Origin of the sequence: Bradyrhizobium sp. Pha-3 (genome assembly GCF_042258615.1) — a bacterium.
In the GTDB taxonomy this organism is placed as follows: Bacteria; Pseudomonadota; Alphaproteobacteria; order Rhizobiales; family Xanthobacteraceae; genus Bradyrhizobium.
In genome coordinates this window covers 1,143,646-1,163,344 of record NZ_CP170152.1, presented here as the reverse complement: position 1 = coordinate 1,163,344, position 19,699 = coordinate 1,143,646, and the positions used below count along the sequence as shown (strand labels likewise).

Annotated in this window: 13 protein-coding genes; 9 read left to right on the top strand and 4 right to left on the bottom strand. The window is 57.4% G+C overall.

Annotated features, from left to right (window positions below; translation table 11 throughout):
• Positions 1-47 precede the first annotated feature (47 nt).
• The 3 genes from ACE10Z_RS05375 to ACE10Z_RS05365 all read left to right on the top strand — a co-directional run bounded on the left by ACE10Z_RS05375 (position 48) and on the right by ACE10Z_RS05365 (position 5,419).
• Entirely contained in the window at positions 48-1,400 is a 1,353-nt protein-coding gene (locus ACE10Z_RS05375) for an alginate export family protein (protein WP_375790115.1), read from the top strand.
• 25 nt (positions 1,401-1,425) lie between these two features.
• Positions 1,426-2,139: a YoaK family protein gene (locus tag ACE10Z_RS05370; protein WP_375787008.1), complete on the top strand. Its 714-nt coding sequence runs from the start codon at positions 1,426-1,428 to the stop codon at positions 2,137-2,139.
• 415 nt (positions 2,140-2,554) lie between these two features.
• The gene (locus ACE10Z_RS05365) at positions 2,555-5,419 is read left to right on the top strand and encodes a winged helix-turn-helix domain-containing protein (protein ID WP_375787007.1); all 2,865 of its coding nucleotides are present in this window, start codon (positions 2,555-2,557) and stop codon (positions 5,417-5,419) included.
• A 273-nt stretch (positions 5,420-5,692) separates the two neighbouring features.
• Here the strand turns inward: ACE10Z_RS05365 and ACE10Z_RS05360 are convergent, their stop codons facing one another.
• Positions 5,693-6,232, bottom strand: a complete 540-nt coding sequence (locus ACE10Z_RS05360) for a cupin domain-containing protein (RefSeq protein WP_375787006.1) — start codon at positions 6,230-6,232, stop codon at positions 5,693-5,695.
• A 132-nt stretch (positions 6,233-6,364) separates the two neighbouring features.
• The gene (locus ACE10Z_RS05355; RefSeq protein ID WP_375787005.1) at positions 6,365-7,036 is read right to left on the bottom strand and encodes a sensor histidine kinase; all 672 of its coding nucleotides are present in this window, start codon (positions 7,034-7,036) and stop codon (positions 6,365-6,367) included.
• Positions 7,037-7,393: 357 nt separating this feature from the next.
• Between ACE10Z_RS05355 and ACE10Z_RS05350 the strand changes: the two genes are divergently transcribed.
• The 6 genes from ACE10Z_RS05350 to ACE10Z_RS05325 all read left to right on the top strand — a co-directional run bounded on the left by ACE10Z_RS05350 (position 7,394) and on the right by ACE10Z_RS05325 (position 18,454).
• Positions 7,394-8,122: a type 1 glutamine amidotransferase domain-containing protein gene (locus tag ACE10Z_RS05350; RefSeq protein WP_375787004.1), complete on the top strand. Its 729-nt coding sequence runs from the start codon at positions 7,394-7,396 to the stop codon at positions 8,120-8,122.
• Complete coding sequence (locus ACE10Z_RS05345; protein WP_375787003.1) at positions 8,115-8,603, top strand: cupin domain-containing protein; 489 nt, start codon at positions 8,115-8,117, stop codon at positions 8,601-8,603. The genes ACE10Z_RS05350 and ACE10Z_RS05345 overlap by 8 nt, the downstream gene beginning before the upstream one ends.
• A 28-nt stretch (positions 8,604-8,631) precedes the next feature.
• Positions 8,632-9,732, top strand: a complete 1,101-nt coding sequence (locus ACE10Z_RS05340) for a mandelate racemase/muconate lactonizing enzyme family protein (RefSeq protein ID WP_375787002.1) — start codon at positions 8,632-8,634, stop codon at positions 9,730-9,732.
• Positions 9,733-9,734: 2 nt separating this feature from the next.
• The gene (gene sdhA, locus ACE10Z_RS05335) at positions 9,735-11,531 is read left to right on the top strand and encodes a succinate dehydrogenase flavoprotein subunit (protein ID WP_375787001.1); all 1,797 of its coding nucleotides are present in this window, start codon (positions 9,735-9,737) and stop codon (positions 11,529-11,531) included.
• A gap of 725 nt (positions 11,532-12,256) precedes the next feature.
• Positions 12,257-12,676: a transcriptional regulator gene (locus tag ACE10Z_RS05330; protein WP_375787000.1), complete on the top strand. Its 420-nt coding sequence runs from the start codon at positions 12,257-12,259 to the stop codon at positions 12,674-12,676.
• A gap of 237 nt (positions 12,677-12,913) precedes the next feature.
• Complete coding sequence (locus ACE10Z_RS05325) at positions 12,914-18,454, top strand: AAA family ATPase (RefSeq protein WP_375786999.1); 5,541 nt, start codon at positions 12,914-12,916, stop codon at positions 18,452-18,454.
• A gap of 110 nt (positions 18,455-18,564) precedes the next feature.
• Here the strand turns inward: ACE10Z_RS05325 and ACE10Z_RS05320 are convergent, their stop codons facing one another.
• A complete protein-coding gene (locus tag ACE10Z_RS05320) occupies positions 18,565-18,939 on the bottom strand; it encodes a response regulator transcription factor (RefSeq protein WP_375786998.1) in 375 nt (124 codons plus the stop codon).
• 67 nt (positions 18,940-19,006) lie between these two features.
• Entirely contained in the window at positions 19,007-19,651 is a 645-nt protein-coding gene (locus ACE10Z_RS05315) for a response regulator transcription factor (RefSeq protein ID WP_375786997.1), read from the bottom strand.
• Positions 19,652-19,699 lie beyond the last annotated feature (48 nt).

The window sequence follows — 19,699 nt, the reverse complement described above, 5'->3', positions numbered from 1 at the left end:
TGGGACGGCGAACGCATGTTGCGGTTGCATTTTGGTTCTTGGCGACCGTGCAGGGCGTCTGCGCCGACGATCAGACCCCCGTACCGGAGCGGCCCACGATTCTTTTTAACCGGTGGCAGGAAGATTGGTCGGTGCTTGCGGACCCGCGCGTCCCACGGCAGTCATTTGACGAGTTCAAATACATTCCGCTGTCAGCGACCGATCCGCATACCTACCTTTCGTTCGGCGCCGATACGCGAGAGCGCTTCGAGGCCAACAACGCGGTCGGGTTCGGCACCGGTTCTAACCGCAACCAAGACTACGTCATCTCGCGAAACGAATTCCACGCCGACCTTCGCATTGCCAACGAGATACAAGCTTTCGTTCAGTTTCAGAGCGACTTCGCACCTTGGAAGACCATGATCACGCCGGTCGACCGTGATCGACTCGACTTGGAGCTCGCCTTCATTGCATTGACCGAGCCTCTGGCAGATGGGACGCTGAAGCTCAGGGTCGGCCGTCAGCAATATGCCTTCGATCTTCAGCGCTTCGTCTCCGTTCGTGACGGCCCAAACGTCCGGCAATCCTATGACGCAGCCTGGGCAGACTACGAGAACGGCCCGTGGCGGTTCATCACGTTCTACAGTCATCCCGTCCAGGTTCGGGACAACGCGATATTCGATGACTACAGCAGCCCCAAGCAGACCTTTGGAGGCGCGCGCGTGGAGAACAAGTTCCTCGAGTCGATGACCGTGAATGCTTATTATGCGAACTTCACGCAGGCTGATGTTCGCTTTCCGAATGCCGCCGGCAACGAGGTGAGACAGATTCTTGATGTCCGCTTGACGGGCAATACCGATCATTTCGATTGGGATCTGGAGGCGATGAACCAGACTGGGAGCATCGGAACACAGACAGTTGAAGCGTGGGCCTTCGGCTCGCTCGCCGGTTATACATTTGCCAACGCCTACTCGAGCCCTCGAGTAGGGATTCAGGTCGATGCGGCTTCTGGCGACAGCCACTTGCCGGGACATAGTTTTGGAACGTTCAACCCACTGTTTCCCAATGGCTACTATCTTACGCTCGCGGGATATTCGGGCTACGTCAACTTCATTCACATCAAGCCAAATTTGACGCTGCATCCGACGTCGTCGCTGAAGATCTTGTTGGCCGCGGGGGCGCAATGGCGCCAGAACACGGCCGACGCCGTCTACGCTCAGCCCGATATACCCATCGCCAACACTGCGGGACGGCCCGGCGCCTACACTGGAAGCTACGGCCAGGTGCGGCTGGACTGGACGATCGACCGTCAGACCTCTTTTGCCGTCGAAGCGGTGCATTTTGAAATCGGAAATGCGCTCCGTCAGGCAGGAGCTCGCAATTCCAATTACGTTGGCGTCGAGGTCAAGCGAGGATGGTAGCGATACTCAGTGTCAGCAAAAAATGATGGCCGCCGCTTCCAGGATTGCCTTACCCCTTCTCCTGAGCTTTAACGCCGGCTATGTCGATACGGCTGGCTTTTTGGCGCTCGAGGGCTTGTTCACTGCGCATGTGACTGGCAATTTCGTAACCCTTGGCGCGGCGCTTGCGTTTGGCTCGTCCGGCGCGCTCGCGAAGCTGCTCGCGCTTCCGGTCTTCTGTGCCGTCGTCGTCATGTCGCGACTACTTGGTACATTGCTGGCAAACCGCTTGGCGCCGGTCTTTGAAATATTCGTCGGCATTAAGATCCTGCTCCTGATTGCCAGCGCTTATCTCGCGATACGGTTCGGCCCATTTCGTGATGGCGACAGCTGGCAAGCTATATTGACCGGAATGGTCCTGGTCGCCGCGATGGCTATCCAGAATGCAATCCATCGCGTGCATCTCGGCAGCGCGCCGCCTTCGACATTGATGACCGGCACGACGACGCAGATCATGCTCGACCTCGCCGATAGTATCTACAAGCGGAAAGGGCAAGAGCGGCAGCCCGCGGCTCGGCTCACAACGATGTCTGCAAGTGTCATTGTGTTTGCCATTGGCTGCGGTGCCGCGGCGTTGGCGTTTGTGCGCTTTGGTACGCTGTGTTTCGCGTTGCCGCCGGTGGTTGCGGCTTTGTCGCTTCTCGTTCGCTTAGCTATGAACCAACTCCAGATTGAGAGGACGTTGGATTTGCAGTCGTAGGCCATGCCATTTCCGCGCATCAGCCAGAGCCCGAGACAGCGGACGAGGCCTTCACACTCCGGTGAAGATGATCAATCAGCGGCTTATTGAGTAAACGGCGAGACTGCAGTCGGCAAGCGGCGCGTCGCGTATTAATAGAAGGCCTTGACGCAAACTCGCCAAACGTGCGTGCACTTGTATATCCGTTGAAGCCAAGACCCTGAAACCCATCAGGCACTTGTGCGGTGACGGAGAATGAATTCGATGCCCAGGTATCATGGAATAGGACCGTAAGTTCTGGTCAATCCGCAAAGTGCAGATGCAGTTAGATCGATTCTAAACTGTCAGCGACCGCCATTTACTCAAATCTGACAGACGTGATTTGATACCCCGCTACTGCCCTTGAAGGATGCACACCGTCGTGCGGGGGCCAAAAATGATTGCACTGACTGCTGCAAGAAGCAGAGACAAAGTTTTCTTTGGTCCGTTCAAACTTGTTGTGAGCGAACGGCTTCTGACCAAGGAAGGAACGCCTGTCGAGCTAGGGGCTCGAGCTCTCGACATTCTGATCGCCTTGGTATCGCGCGCGAGCGAAGTTCTCAGCAAAAAGGAGCTGATGACGCAGGTCTGGTCTGGCGTAGTCGTGGATGAGGCCAGCCTGCGCGTTCATATCGCTGGCTTGCGCAAGGCGTTGGGCGACGGCCTGGACTGCGCAAGGTACATCGCAACCGTTCCCGGGCGCGGCTACTGCTTTGTCGCTCCAACATCATCGACAGATGAAACGATCTCTGTCACGGAGACGGGCACAAATGCTTCTGGCGGCTCTCACCTCTTGCCAGCACGCTTGACGCGGATAGTCGGACGGACCGACACCATTTCCGCACTCTCCACTCAACTTTCCGCTTCGCGCTTTATCACCATTGTGGGCCCTGGGGGAGTTGGTAAGACAACACTTGCGGTCGCGGTGGCACATGATCTCTTGGAATCATTCTTAGGGTCCGCTCTGTTCGTCGACCTTACGATGGTAAGCGATCCCCGCATGGTCGCTGCCACCCTGGCATCGATGCTGGGAATATCGGTCCGATCGGACGATCCCACGCCCAGCGTGATGGCACACCTCCGGGAAAAGCGAGTTCTGCTCGTCTTCGATAATTGTGAGCATGTGGTCGACGCCGTAGCCGCTGTCTCGGCTCGCCTTTTTCGTGCTGCCTCGCAGGTCCATCTTCTCGCGACAAGCCGCGAGGCCCTTCGAGCGGAAGGCGAATACGTCTATCCGCTGGAACCTCTCGACGTGCCGCCCGATGATTCTCCGCCTACAGCTTCTGCTGTGTTGGCATTCTCAGCACCCAAGTTGTTTGTCGAGCGGGCCGTCGCTTGCGGGGCTCGGCTAAATCTCAGTGATGCGGATGCAGCCGTGGTCACGGGGATTTGCCGCAAGCTCGACGGTGTGGCTCTTGCGATTGAGCTCGCCGCCGGACGCGTTGCGGCCTTGGGCTTGCAGCAAACTGCTGCGCTCCTCGATCAGCGCCTGACACTATTGTGGCAGGGACGGCGAACTGCGCCGGCACGCCAAAAAACCCTGCAAGCCACACTGGATTGGAGCTATGGTCTCCTGTCCAAGCTAGAGCGCATGGTACTCCGCCGTCTTGCCATATTCGTCGGAGATTTCACGATGGAAGCGGCGCAGGCCATCGCAGCGGACGCGGCTGTCGAGCCAGCTCTCGTGTTCGATGCCATCGAAAACCTAGTTTCCAAATCAATGGTTGTGGCCCGTCCCATTCGCGGAACAATGCGTTATCGGCTTCTCGCCACCACGCGTTCTTACATTCTCGGGCGGGAAGCGAGCGACGCTGAACTCATAGAGTTGGCCAAGCGGCACGCGGTTTACTGCAAACGATGGCTGGAGCTGGCCGGTTCGACGTGGCCTACCTTATCGAACGCAGTGGAGCGCGCCCCCTATCTTGACGGACTTGGCGACGTTCGTGCCGCCTTGGAATGGTGTTTTGGCGCTGACGGAGATATCGACACGGGTGTTGCGCTAGCCGCCGCCGCCGCGCCGATCTTTCTAGCAATGTCCTTGCTCACCGAGTGTCATCGTTGGGCGGAGACCGCAATCGCCGCTCTCGATCGTACCACGCACATCGGCTTCGAGGAAATGCATCTTCAAGCTACTTTGGGCTTGTCGTTGATGTTTACGCGCGGCAGCACGGAAGCAGCACGCGTGGCGCTAAACAGAAGCCTGACAATAGCCGAAGAACGCGGCGAGCCGCTCAACCAATTGCAGCTATTGGCACCGCTCACCATGTATCATTTACGGATCGGAGATTTCAAAACCGCCATAGCCCTCGGCGAGCGGGCCTCCGCCCTTTCCACTGCCGTCGCCGATCCGGCTGCGGTGGTGCTTGCCCATTCGATCTCGGGTATTTCGCTGACCCACACCGGCAATCTCGCGGGTGCCCGCCTCAAGCTCGAGGCGGCGCACGAGCGAGCGCCGACCTTGCATAGGACCAACGCCATTTATCTTGGATTCGATGGTCACGATTTGGCGGGGGTCTTCCTGGCAAGAACGCTGTGGCAGCAAGGTTTTCCAGATCAGGCCCGGGCTTGTGCGCGCCAGACCATCAAGGATGCGGCGGCCACAGATCACCCGGTAACGCTTTCGATCGCCCTGATCTGGGCGATTTCAATGTTTCTGTGGATGATGGACGATCATGAGACTGGCGAAGAGCTCCTAGCGTGGTTTATCGCCCGCGCTGAAGCCCACTCTCTAGGGCCCTACCTAGCCGTTGGACGCGGCTACAGAGGTCTACTCGCCGTTCGTAAGGGCGCGGCAAAGGATGGAGTCAAAAGCCTACGGGGCGCGTTGACGGAACTCCACTCTGCCCGTTACGAATTGCTAACAACCATGTTTAGCGTTTCGCTCGCACAGGGACTTTCAGCAATCGACCATCACGCAGAAAGCCTCACAGTCATCGAAGACGCGATCGCATTGGTCGAAGAAAATGGAGACGTTTCATACATGCCCGAGTTGCTTCGAACCAAGGCGAATGTCTTGCTCTCGATGTCGCAACCGAAATACGATGAAGCCGAACTCAATCTTCTCCGGTCTCTGGAATGGAGCCGCAACCAGGGCGCACTGGCTTGGGAATTGCGTACGTCAGTCGACCTAGCGAGGTTGTTGGCCAAGAAAGGACGATCCGACGCGAGGTCGCTTCTCCAACCCGTCTACGCACGGTTCGGCGAGGGCCTGGATACGCCGGATCTCAGGGCTGCAGAACGCCTTCTCGCGATCTTGCAGTAGAGCGCCCTTCGCGTACATAACCCTTCCGGTATATCGTCCAGAGCGGCTTTCGCCTTTGCCATATCCCGCGACGTTAAGATGACCTTCGTACCAACCGGCCGCAAAGCACGGACGGTCTCAATGCCAATACCGGAGTAGCCGCCGCTAACAACAACCGTCTTACCGGTCAAGTCAATCCTCTTGATCACTTCGGCGGCAGTCGAAGCAGATCCGAACCCGGAACCGTGGGCGCTTGTGGTGTCGGCATAACAGTCCTCCGAGCCAATTTCGCACCTACGCGTAGGCGCGCTTTGCGCCGACAAATACGAAGACCAGTGTAGCGGGCTTGTCGCTCCGGTTGCGCCAAGCATGTCGAGTGCCGTTTTGCACGACGATGTCACCGCGCTGAATAGGTCCTATTGCTCGCTCGTCGAGTTCGAGCCAGACCTCCCCATCCAGCACGATCACGTAATCAACGGAGTCGGTCAGGTGCATTCCAGGGTTATCGGGCTCAAACCTCTCCGCAAGTCCTGGCATGCGCGCCAAATACTCTGCGGTGGCAGCGACCGAATCGAAACCTGGACCCTCCGTCACTGAATCGGGAGGATACGTGACAAGCATCAGTCGTGATTCTCCAGGCGCCGGCAAAATGCTTTTGCTCTCGGTAGCCACATTACGTCCATTCCACGGGACCGAGGGTGCAGCCGGCGTACCCCAGAGAAGCGCATGATCAAATCCCGGCACCGACGCGAATGGGTTTGGACGAATCTGCTCGTCTATCTCAACCGACGACCTTGTGTCATGTTCGTTGGTGACAATCAGGCGATTGGTCATTTCTTCTCCCATTCAGTTCCGCACAATCGGCACGTCTCTAAGGTCCTGATCAAGTACCCTTGCCGCCTTGTGGCCTCGGCGTCCTTTACTTCGGGAATTTGGTTATGAACTGCACCAGACTGCCAACCCATCCTAACGTTGCGTCGGCAACGGGAACGTCACCAAGGCGACCGCTCCGTCGTAGCCAAACCGGAGGTCTATTTCCCCGTCAAGCGTGCGCGCCAGTTGCCGAACGATGTTGAGGCCGTGCCCCGACCGAACGATATCGGAGCTCGAACCGTCATCAGTCACGCGACACTCCGCAAGATGTCCGCACCTCTTCAGTTCGACGCGAATGGTGCCACCCTCATCGCCGAACGCGTGCCGGTAGGAGTTCGTGATCAACTCGGACACAATCATCCCAAGCCTCCAGCACTGCAGCGAAGATAGCTGGAGCGGATGTTCGATGAGAACAAGTTCTATCTGATTATTCTCGAGCTTTGCACGGCTGATCGTCCGACACAGTGTCCGCAGGTAGGCCGTCGCATTGATCAGGCGGCTCTCCGTGGGCATCTGCAGTGCTTCGTAGACTCTTGCGTGACTGTAAAGGTGCTCTATGACTTCGACGAGAGCGAGCTTTGCACCACAGTTGGTCGAGCGGGCCGCAAGAGTGGAGACATATCCGATCGTCGACATCAGCTCATTCTTGATCCGATGCGACATCTCCCTCAGCAAGAGCGACTCCGCCAGCGGCTCTGCGCCTGACTTGCGGGTCGGACCGTGGTCGCAGGCTTCCTCAAGACCGGCCGCGCTTGCGATCTGCATCTATCATCTCCGTCAAAGGCGCTCAGCTGAAGGTCCTAACGTTATCAGGTCACGAAGCGCGTCGCAGCTTGGATGCGATACTTGTAGGCGATGCGAGAGCGGAAAGCTCGTTAAACGCTGATAGCCGCCGTTAGATGTTGCAAGGCGAGCGACCGTCATTTTTTGTCGGCTTGGTGTGCTGAAGTCGCGCGCACTCCGCCGTGAGTTATTGCACTCGCAGCAGATAACGGCACCTAACAACAAATAACGCGCAACTCTCCGATTCATCCGCCATGGTCGAGCGCATCATATCGGTCGATCGAGCTCGGCGATGCAATTCGCCCATGGAAGACGTCCGCCTTGCAACAGGAGCACACTATGAAAGTACTGATGGTAATCACGTCGCACGACCAACTCGGAAATACGGGGCGAAAGACCGGCTTTTGGCTCGAGGAGCTCGCTGCTCCCTACTATGTGTTCAAGGACTCTGGGGCCGAGATCACGCTCGCGTCTCCGAAGGGCGGCCGTCCACCGCTGGATCCCAAAAGCAACGACCCCGAATTCCGCACTGACCTTACGCGGCGGTTCGAGAAAGACGCCGCAGCGGAAGCGCAGCTTGACAAGACGCTTCGTCTCGATGGCGTCAAGCAGGAGGATTTCGACACTGTTTTCTATCCGGGCGGCCACGGCCCGATGTGGGATCTCGCCGAGGACAAGAACTCCATCAAACTGATCGAGTCGTTCCTTGCTGCCGGCAAGCCGATAGCTCTAGTGTGTCATGCGCCCGGAGCGCTGCGTCATGTCAAGACGTCAGACGGCCGGCCTCTCGTTCAGGGCAAGGAAGTGACCGGCTTCACCGACGGCGAGGAAGAGGCCGTTGGCCTCACAAAGGTTGTACCCTTTCTCGTCGAAGACGAGATGCTGAAATTGGGCGCAACTTTCTCGAAGAGGACCGACTGGGCGGTCCACGTCGTCAGTGATGGCCTCTTGACGACCGGTCAAAATCCGGCCTCCTCCGGCCCCGCCGCGAAGATCCTGATAGAGCGGCTTCGCGATGCGAACGTCGCGGACTCGCAGACTGCGGGCACTCGGCAGGCCGTTGGCTGATATCGCGGAGGAGCAGCGGAAATGTCACGAACGCATCAGCCTGATGAAGGCGTCTTCCGCTGGACATCGACTGGAAGCCGTTTGCGGCGTTTCCGCCAGGCTGTCGCTTGGCCGTTCTGGTCGGACATCCGAGCGAGCCTGGTCGTACTTGGTCCGCGTCAAGGTGCCGCTCGACGCGAAGCTGATGCCGCATAAGCACCCTGAAGATCGCATCTATACGGTAATGTCGGGTGTTTTCTACATTGGGCTCGGAGAGACGTTCGATGGCGACAAGGTGAACGCCTATCCGCCAGGCAGTGCCATCGTTCTGCCGGGCGAGACCTGGCATTTCCACTGGGCAAAATCCGGAGAGTACGTGACCCAGGTGTCGGCGATCGGTCCGCTGGGTCTCGAATATCACGATCTGCATAACGATCCGCGAATGCAACAAGCGGTCGCATTCGGTTCTGCCCAATCTGCCAATCCGAACACACGCCCCTAGTCGGACCTGGCGCATCGGAGATCCGAGGATGATCATCACTGCGGTAGAGACTTTTCCGCTACGAATTCCGTTCAGGACCGGAACCAGATCCGATGCTTCCGCGTGGGGTGACAGTAACCTACCGGCGGCAGACTCGCTTCTCGTCAAAGTGACGACCGATGACGGACTGGTCGGCTGGGGTGAGGCTTTCGGTTTTCGCGCGGTTGCTTCGGCGAAGGTCGCGGTCGACGAGCTGATCGCCCCACTCTGCATCGGCCAGGATGCAGGTAGGATCGGCGCTCTGATGGAGGGCGTTCAGAAGAAGTTGCACGTGTTCGCACGAGCCGGAGCACTGGCTTTCGGCATCTCGGCAGTAGACATTGCGCTTTGGGATATCGCAGGCAAGGCTGCAAACCTGCCGCTGTGCCGGCTCCTGGGCAGCAGTGCAGCCGAATTGGACTGCTATGCAAGCCTTGTGCGCTATACCGAACCCAAGCTGGTTCGTGCTGCCGTGAGGCGCGCGCTCGACGCCGGCTTCAACACGCTCAAGCTTCACGAGATCGAGCTTCCAGCGATCCACGCGGCCCGCGAGGAAGCCGGCCCCAATGCCGCGCTGATGTTGGATGTCAATTGCCCGTGGACGTTGACCGAGGCGCGGGCCATTGCGGACGACCTCAAACCGATCAATCTAAAATGGTTGGAAGAACCTCTATGGCCGCCGGAGAATTTTGATGGTCTGGCTCGGCTCAGACGGTTGAGCGGGATCCCCATCGCCGCCGGCGAAAATGTTTACACAGCGATGGATTTTGAACGCCTTCTGGAAATAGACGCAGTAGACTTCGTCCAACCGAGCCCCGCCAAAATGGGAGGCATCAGCGAAATGCGCAAGATCTTTCCGCTCGCTGCCGTGCACAACACTCCGGTGATGCCCCATTCCTTCTACGACGGTCCAGGATTGTTGGCAGCTATCCAAGCAACGGCGGCGCTGGGGACGGCCGATTCTATGATCGAGTGGCGTTGGTTCGATCTTGAGGGAGCTATCTACGGCGACGCGCTCAACCCGAAAGCCGGCCGCATTTCCGTGCCGCAGGGGCCGGGCCTTGGCATTGACCCTGATCCCGACGTCATCGAGACTTTCCGCTGGAAATAGGGATGACAGAAAGCTACGAAATTGTCGATCATGCTTATGACGTCGTGATTGTCGGCGCCGGCGGCGCCGGTATGCGCGCCGCGCTTGGAATGGCCGCATCCGGCCTGCGGACCGCCTGCATCACCAAAGTGTTTCCGACCCGCAGCCACACGGTCGCGGCGCAAGGCGGCATGGCCGCGGCGCTCGGCAATATGGGTGACGGGGACGATTGGCGCTTTCACATGTACGACACGGTGAAGGGCTCCGATTGGCTCGGGGATCAGGATGCCATTGAATACATGTGCCGCGAAGCCGTGCCCGCCGTGCTGGAGCTCGAGCACTACGGCGTTCCCTTCTCGCGGACATCGGACGGCAGGATCTATCAACGTCCGTTTGGTGGCCAGACGATTGGATTCGGAAAGCAGATGGCCCAGCGCACTTGTGCTGCGGCGGACCGCACCGGACACGCCATTCTACACACGCTGTATCAGCAATGCCTGAAGCACAACACTGAGTTCTTCGTCGAATATTTCGCGCTCGACCTCCTGATGGACGATAGCGGCGCCTGCCGCGGATTGCTCGCTTGGAACCTGGAGGGCGGAACACTGCATCGTTTTCGCGCACATCGCACCGTGCTCGCGACCGGCGGTTACGGCCGCGTCTACTTCTCCTGCACTGCCGCGCACACCTGCACCGGCGACGGCAACGCCATGGTTCTGCGCGCTGGCCTACCGCTCGAGGACATGGAGTTCACCCAGTTTCACCCGAGCGGGATCTACGGATCTGGCTGCCTGATCACCGAAGGCGCGCGCGGCGAAGGCGGCTATTTCACCAACTCGGAAGGCGAGCGTTTCATGGAACGCTATGCGCCGAGCGCCAAGGATTTGGCTGGGCGCGACGTGGTTTGCCGAGCCATGACGATCGAGATCAATGAGGGTCGCGGCTGCGGCCCACTCAAGGACTACATCGAACTGCATTTGGAGCATCTCGGGGCGCACATCCTGCATGAACGCCTACCCGGCATCAGCGAGACGGCAAGGATTTTTGCCGGTGTTGACGTGACGCGCCAACCGATCCCGGTCTTGCCGACGGTGCACTACAACATGGGCGGTGTGCCGACCAACCTGCATGGCGAGGTCGTAACCAAGCATGGTGGAAATCCCGAAACGACGGTGCCAGGATTGATGGCGATCGGAGAAGCCGCGTGCGTCTCTGTGCATGGCGCCAACCGGCTTGGTTCCAACTCACTACTCGACATAGTCGTGTTCGGGCGCGCCGCGGCGCACCGGGCGATCGAGATGTTGCGCCCGGGCGAGAGCCATCCTGTGGCGCCGCAAGTCGCGACCGAGCGAGCGATCGAGCGGCTTGACCGGATCCGCTGGTCAAATGGCAAGACGGGCGCTGGCGACATTCGCCTTGCGATGCAGCGGACGATGCAGCGCCACTGCGCAGTGTTCCGCACCGGTTCGTTGCTCGACGAGGGAGCAAGCAAGCTCGTTTACGTAATGGCGATGATGCGGGACGACCTTGTCGTCGCCGACCGCTCCATGATGTTCAATACCGATCTCGCGGAGGCGCTCGAGCTCGATAACATGCTCGCGCAAGCCGACGTCAGTCTGCGGTCTGCGATCGGTCGCACCGAAAGCCGCGGCGCACATGCGCGCGAGGATTTTCCCAAGCGGGACGACGCGAGCTGGCTCAAACATACGCTTTCCTGGCTTGACGAGGATGGTTGCGTGCGGCTCGACTACCGGCCAGTGCACCTGCAGCCACTCACCAACGACGTGGCGACAATCCCGCCGAAAGAGCGCGTGTATTGAAAGCATGATCGAGGCTCGCTGGTGGAATCGGCCCAGTTTGTTGCGATACCCGGTGCATAGAAATCCTCGTTACCGGCCCTGGAAAATCGTATAAGATGTTCCGTGCAGCTCAGTATGCGTGCTCAGGCTGCGCCGTTCAGAGCGCTCTCACCGAGGGCAGATCTGTCGCCCGACGCCGCAATCGAAGTGGCCGTAGACCGGTCCGACCGACGAATGGAATGCATTGTGCAGCTACAATGTCGTGCGTGAGCTGCGGTCGCGCAGCTGGCAGCTCTGACGTGACCTTGGTCAGCGCCTTGGCTCATCTAACAAAGTCGGACAAACCCAGCAAGCGATCGGGCGACGATCCTCCCTTATTGCTCAGCGACATCCGGGACCGTATCGTCCGATTGACTCAGGGAGCCCCTTGGGCGACAGCGCCTAGCTTTCCCGATTGGATGCGGGCGCAATATTTTACAAAACTTTACGGGCGTTTGAGGAAGCCCCATGCAAAGCTGTTTGAGCGGATCATAGATGCCTAATGAGAAATGCAAGTAAGGAGTCCAGAATCATCTTAACCGCAAGAAACTACGGTCTTTTTTCAAGTTGGAGATAAGTCGCCCTTCCCTTGTAGCTATGAGGATTGGCGTCCCGGTGCGATTACTAAACTTCAACGGAATCGACTACCGAGTCCGCCCCCTCTAGCGAAGATTTCTGATAGGGAACGCGGATACTGGAGGATCGCAATGAACGGTCGAAACCAGCAGCAACCCTCGACGGAACGGAATGGCGGCAACGGCAACATGCTTGAGCAAAGCCGCGACTGGGACGGTCTGGCCGAAGCTGTCCTGGAAACGTTTTCGTTTGGGCCATTCCGCATTCTTCCTCACGCTCGCCTCTTGGAATGTAAGGGCTTACCAACACCGATTGGCAGTCGCGCATTCGACCTTCTGTGCCTTTTGATTAGCCGTCCTGGCGAAGTCGTTAGCAAGTCCGAGCTTATGGCCAGAGCCTGGCCTGACGTAAAGGTCGAAGAAAGCAGCCTACGCTTCCACATGACCATGTTGCGCCGCGTCTTACGCGACGGTCAGGGGGGCGCGCGCTACGTCGTTAATGTACCCGGGCGGGGTTACTGTTTCGTAGCCAGCGTGGATCGCATGGCATAATCGAGCGAGCCGCATCGTTACGATAACGCGCCAGGACCTACTCCGTCCTCTCCGCCGGCAGAAACTGGCTTCGGCCTCCCAATCGGGCGGCTTGAGGTACGCCACGTTGCCTTGATGGAACGTTCAGCTTGGCTTCCAGACCGAAACTGGAAACTTTCGCCCTTGATCGCTGTATGCGATAATTCGAACCCGTTTTTCGACCGGGAATGGCCTCCCGCTTCAAGTAGGTTGCAGCACTTGGATCACTCGCTCTACAGTGCAGGTGCAAATGGCCACTTCCAGATATTGTGGGAGGACGGCGAACGTGTGTTCTGCAGAGGGGCCGAGCACCTCAATCGTGATTACTCCGTACTGGCCGTATTTCCTGCCGCGGAACATCCGACACCTGCTATTCTGGACCGCCTCTCTCACGAATATAAACTGAAGAACGAACTTGACAGCGCATGGGCGGCACGACCGATCGAGCTTATCCGCGAAGCTGGTCGGACGATCCTGGTGATCGAGGATCACGGCGGCGAGCCACTCGAGCAGCTGCTAGGCGAGCCTATGGAAATTGGACTTTTCTTACGCCTCGCGACCAGCATTGCTGTCTCGCTCGGCAAGCTTCACCTTCGCGGTCTGATCCACAGAGATATCAAGCCCGTCAACATCCTCGTGAATCGCGTTGCCGCAGAAGTCAAACTCACAGGGTTCGGCCTCACCTCGCGTCTTCCGCGAGAGCGACAATCGCCTCAACCGCCCGAGATCATCGCAGGCACGCTTGCCTATATGGCGCCCGAACAAACTGGACGAATGAACCGGTCGATCGACTCCCGTAGCGATCTCTACGCGCTCGGCGTCACACTTTACCAGATGCTAACCGCGACACTACCATTTGCTGCCCGCGATCCGGTGGAATGGGTGCACTGCCATATCGCGAGGCTGCCTTTGGCACCGACCGAGCGGTCGACGGATATACCAACCGTCGTCTCGGCCATCGTCATGAAGCTGCTCGCCAAGATAGCTGAAGATCGCTACCAAACCGCAGCCGGCTTAGAGTACGACTTACGGCGTTGCTTGGTTGGCTGGGAAGCCAGTCAGTTCATTGATATTTTTCCACTTGGCGAACAGGACACGCCCGATCGGCTGCTAATCCCGGAAAAGCTCTACGGCAGAGAGCGCGAAATTGAGACATTGCTCTCTTCTTTTGATCGAGTCGCCAGCAGCGGGACGCCCGAGCTCGTACTCGTCTCCGGATATTCCGGCATCGGCAAGTCCGCCGTCGTTAATGAGCTGCACAAAGTTCTCATTTTGCGGCATGGTCTTTTTGCGTCAGGTAAGTTCGACCAATACAGGCGCGACATGCCCTACGCGACGCTGGCGCAAGCGTTGCAGAGCCTCATCCGTCAACTTCTCAGCCAAACCGAGGCCGACCTCGTCAAGTGGCGCGATAGCATTGCTGCCGCCCTCGGCTCGAACGGTCTTCTGATCGTCGAGCTCGTACCGGAACTGAAACTTATCATAGGAGAGCAGCCGGCCATTTCCCAACTTCCGCCGCTAGAAGCGAAAGCTCGCTTCCAGCTGACATTTCAGCGCTTCCTCGGCGTATTTGCTTGTCAAGAACACCCGTTAGCGCTGTTCCTCGATGATTTGCAGTGGCTCGACGGCGACAGTCTCGATTTGATCGAGACGCTTTTGACTCAGACGGACGTTCATCACTTGTTACTGATTGGCGCTTATCGCGACAATGAAGTGACTTCCACACATCCACTGATCCGCAAGCTCGAAGTGATAAGTCAGGGGCAAGCAAGGACGCTGCACGTCAACCTTGCGCCGCTTGCTCGGGACGATCTAATGTCTCTCGTATTGGATACGCTGCGTTGCGAGCAGGAGCGAGCAGCGCCGCTAACGGACCTAATCTACGACAAGACCGCCGGGGCTCCATTTTTTATTATTCAGTTCATTTCCGCACTGGTCGATGACGGGTTGCTTAGCTTCGATCATCCCAACGCTCGATGGCGTTGGGAACTGAGCCGCATTCAAGCCACGGCATTTACTGACAACGTCGTGGACCTGATGGTTGCCAAATTAAGCCGCCTGCCGATCAAAACCCAAGAAGCGTTGCAGCAACTCTCCTGCATAGGTAACAACGCTGGATTCGCGATGCTTTCAGTAGTTTGCGGACTCCAAGAGGAGGAAGTCCACGCAAACCTGTGGGACGCCCGTCGAGCAGAGCTGGTTGTACGTTCGGAGACATCTTACGAGTTCGTTCACGACCGCGTACGAGAGGCTGCGTACTCCCGAATCCCGGAAGCCCGGCGCGCCAACATCCATCTCCGAATCGGAAGACTGCTGGCTGCGCGCACCCCGTCCGAAAGACTGGAAGAAGCGATTTTCGAGATCGTCAATCAGCTTAACCGCGGCGCTGCCCTGATTTCGTCCCAGCCCGAAAAAGCGCAATTGGCGGAGCTCAACCTGTTTGCGGGCAAGCGCGCCAAGGCGTCTATGGCCCACGCATCAGCACTGAACTATCTAGTCACCGCGACGTCGCTGTTGTCGGACGACAGTTGGGAGCAGCGGCCGGCTCTCATGTTTGCGCTAGAGCTCCATCGAGCCGAATGCGAATTCCTGACGGGCGCAACAGCAACAGCGGAGGCGCGTTTGACGATGCTTTCGTCGCGCGCAGCCAATCCTGTTGATCTAGCGACAGTTGCATGCTTGCGAATTGATCTCTACACGGCGCAGAACCTTGACCGCGCGGTCGACATATGTCTCGACTACCTCCGCCGTCTGGGCATTGACTGGTCGCCTCACCCGACAGAAGAGGAAGCACGGCGCGAGTACGAGCAGGTGTTGTCGCTGCTTGGACAGCGTGAGATTGAGGCACTCGTCGATTTACCCTTGATGAGCGACCCCCACTCCGTGGCCATCCTGGACGTTCTTATTAAAGCCCTCGTTCCAGCATCATTCACCGATCCAAATTTGTTTCATCTGCTCCTCTGGCGAATGGTTAGTCTCAGCATCGAACATGGTAATACTGATGCATCCTGTCCGGCCTATGTCCAAGCCGGGCGGATCATCTGTTCGCGCTTTGGCAACTACAAGCTCGGCTTTCGATTTGGCCGGCTCGGCTATGACCTGGTCGAACGTCGAGGGCTAAAACGATTCCAAGCCCGTACATATCTCAGCTACGCTGTTTCGATCTTGTCTTGGACCAAACATTGGCGAGTGGCTCGTGGCTTAATCCGAAAAGGGTTTGACGTTGCGAACTCCGTGGGAGATCTCACATATGCGGCATTCTCGTGCCAGCATCTGATACCCAACCTTCTCGCGTCCGGTGAACCGCTCCCCGAGGTACAGTGTGAAGCCGAGAACTGCTTGACGTTCGTTCGATCTCGATTCGGTCCCCAGAACGACATTATCACGACGCAGCTTGCCCTGATCCGTACCCTTCGCGGTTTGACTACCACCTTCGGTTGCTTCAGCAGTGATGATTTTGACGAACTTAGCCTCGAGCGTCGACTTTCGAGCGAGCCTCGTTTTGCATTCGCCGCGTGCAGCTACTGGACACGAAAGCTGCAAGCACGCTTCTTCGCCGGGGAGTTTGCAGAAGCCGTTGTAGCATCATCGAATGCGCAACAATTGCTCTGGACAGCACCGTCCTTCCTGCTGTCAGCCGAAGCTCACTTCTATGGTGCACTCAGCCACGCGGCATCTTGCGATGCCGCGCTACCCACCCAATACCAGCATCACTTCGACTCTTTGATTGCCCATCACAAACAACTTGTGGAATGGGCAGATAATTGTCCCGCGAATTTCGAAAATCGAAAGCTCTTGGTCGGCGCGGAGATCGCCCGCATTGAGGGGCGGGAACTCGATGCCGAGCGGCTTTACGAAGCGGCGATCAAGTCGGCACGGAGGAACGAGTTCGTCAATAACGAAGGCCTGGCCAACGAGCTTGCGGCGCGCTTCCACGCGGCCCGCGGATTCGAGACGATCGCGCACGCCTATCTGCGCGAGGCCCGATCTTCCTATATTCGCTGGGGAGCCGAAGGAAAGGTGAAACAGCTCGAACGGCTGCATCCCCATCTTCGCGACGCCGGCTCGTCACCCGCTGCGGCTGCAACGACCGTGGCCCCATTGGAGCAGCTCGACCTCGCGACCGTACTCAACGTATCGCAAGCAGTTTCGAGCGAAATCGTACTTGAAAAGCTAATCGATACGCTAATGCGCACGGCCCTCGAACAGGCTGGTGCCGAGCGGGGTCTCCTAATTATTCCGCGCGGTGCAGAACCCCGGATCGCGGCAGAAGCCACGATCAGCGACGATACGATAGCCGTATGTCTGCACGATCATGCCATCGTCGAAGGAATGCTGCCCGGTTCGGTGCTTCAATACGTCCTACGCACTCATCAAAGCGTCATTATTGATGATGCTGCCACCCAGACAATTTTTGCCGCAGACCCCTATATCCGCCAGCATCAAGCGCGATCGATTCTATGCCTGCCGCTGCTCAACCAGGCAAAGCTAATCGGTGTGCTCTTTCTCGAGAATCGCCTTGCCCCTGGCGTGTTCGCCCCACCCCAGGTCGCCGTGCTGAAGTTGGTTTCGTCACAGGCAGCCATCGCCTTGGAGATTTCGCGCCTTTACGGCGATCTTCAGGAACGTGAAGCGAAGATCCGTCGTTTGGTTGACGCCAACATTGTCGGCATCCTTATCTATGATCTCGAAGGTCGGATATCTGATGCAAATGATGCGTTTCTTCGCATGGTAGGATACGACCGTGAAGATCTCATCACCGATCGTATGCGTTGGACAGACCTGACGCCTCCTGAATGGCGCGAACGCGACATGCGGGCGAAAGAGGAAGTACAACTGACCGGCACCGCGCTGCCATATGAGAAGGAGTTTTTTCGCAAGGACGGTAGCCGCGTGCCAATACTAATAGGCGCGGCGAGTTTCGAGGAGACGGGAAAGGAAGGCGCCGCTTTCGTCCTCGATTTAACCGACCGCAAACGTGCTGAAGCCGAAGCACGTGAAAGCGAACAGCGATATCGCGAGATTCAACTGGAACTGACTCATGCAAATCGCGTTTCGACCATGGGACAGCTAACGGCGTCGATCGCCCATGAGGTCAATCAGCCGATTACTGCGATGATCGGCAACGCGGAAGCGACATTACGATGGTTAGGGCATCGGCCACCGAATTTGGAAGAGTCCCGCCTACTGCTCGCCAGGATCGGCAAGGATGGCCATCGGGCGAGTGATATTGTCAGCCGAATACGTGATCTCACGAGAAAAGCTCCGCCACGAATGGAATTCCTAGAAATCAATCAGGCGATCGGTGACGTGATTGAGATCACGCGTGGTGAAGCAATGAAGAACAACATCTCGGTGCGGACGACACTTGCGGACGACCTGCCTCTCGTTGAAGCTGATCGGACTCAGTTGCAACAAGTCATACTCAATTTGATCATCAACGGAGTTCATGCCCTGAGTGAGAGTGATCAACATTCGCGCGAATTGCTAATCAGCACTTCGATGAATGAGTCACAAGAAGTCTCTGTTTCTGTCCGAGATTCGGGGCCAGGCGTAAATGCGGAAAGCGTGGGGCGCCTTTTCGATCCATTTTATACAACCAAGACGAGTGGGATGGGAATGGGACTGTCAATCTGCCGCTCGATCATAGAAGGCCACGGCGGACGAATATGGGCGACAGCAAACGCTCCCCGAGGCGCTGCTTTTCATTTCACCATCCCCCCGGCGTACACCAGCAGAATTTACGCAACGCAATCTTGAAAATCGATCAAGAAGGACACGCGAGAGAAGACACAACGTGTAGTTTGGAAAACTTGCTGCCGAAAATGGTGCATAAGAGAGGCGCGCGCTATGGCGGTCTCACTATTGCTTCAAGAGCCTTGGATTTGAGCTTTGCTTCCCAGAGCTTTCTCAATGAAGCCGACTAGCGTGTCGACTTCAAAAGGCTTGCGGAGGAAGCCTATCGCTCCTCTCGAAATCGCCTTTTCCTGTAGATCGGGTTCGGTGCGTGCCGTGATCATAATAACCGGCAGCGGATCGTTGCGCTCAACAAGAAGTTCCTTTAGCTCGAAGCCGCTCATTCCAGGCATGTGAATGTCGGCAATCATGCACGCGAACTTTTCAAGGTCGTCTGACGCAAGAAACTCTTCGGCGGATGCGAAACTACGGGCATCATAACCAAGAGATCGAACCAAGGACACCAGCATATCCCGTATTGCGGCGTCGTCGTCAACAATCGAAATCATGTAAGCGACCGCCCATCTTTGATTCTATCTTGGATCGATGAGTTATCCGCGCCAACTTTCGAAGAGCTCAAGAACTGCATTTGCCGAGTGCTCTGCTCTTCAGAGAGTCTGCCATGCGGACTAGATCCGCGAGAGAATTAGCTTCCATCTTTCGCATTACGGCACCGCGGTGCATCTTGACCGTTATCTCACTCAGCCCGAGCTCTCCCGCGACCTGTTTGTTCAACTTGCCTGACGTTACCAACATCATCACTTCGCGCTCACGTGAAGAGAGCATGGCGTAACGATTGGTTACCGTTTTGACCCAGTCCTCGTTTGAGCGACGTGTTCTATCTCGATCGATTGCCGTCGTGACCGCGTCGATCATGTCCTGATCTCGAAACGGCTTGGGCAGAAAGTCGACCGCGCCAGCTTTCATGCCCCGCACTGACATTGGAATGTCTCCGTGTCCCGTCATGAGCACCACGGGTAGACTTATTCCGAGTCCGAGGAGTTGCCCTTGAAAGTCCAGTCCATTGATCCCCGGAAGGCGAATGTCGAGCACAATGCACCCGGGTGCGTCCAAATTGCTTGCCTTAAGAAACTCTTGTGTTGAGCTGTAAGCTCGAACATTGAGCCTGACTGAACGAAGCAAGCTATCGAGCATCAGGCGCACGGAATCATCATCATCGATGACGTGTACGACAGCGGTATCTTCGGGTGCTTGGGGCATACTAGTTCACCCATCAGCAGACTTAAAATTCTAGCACGGCGGAGCCTG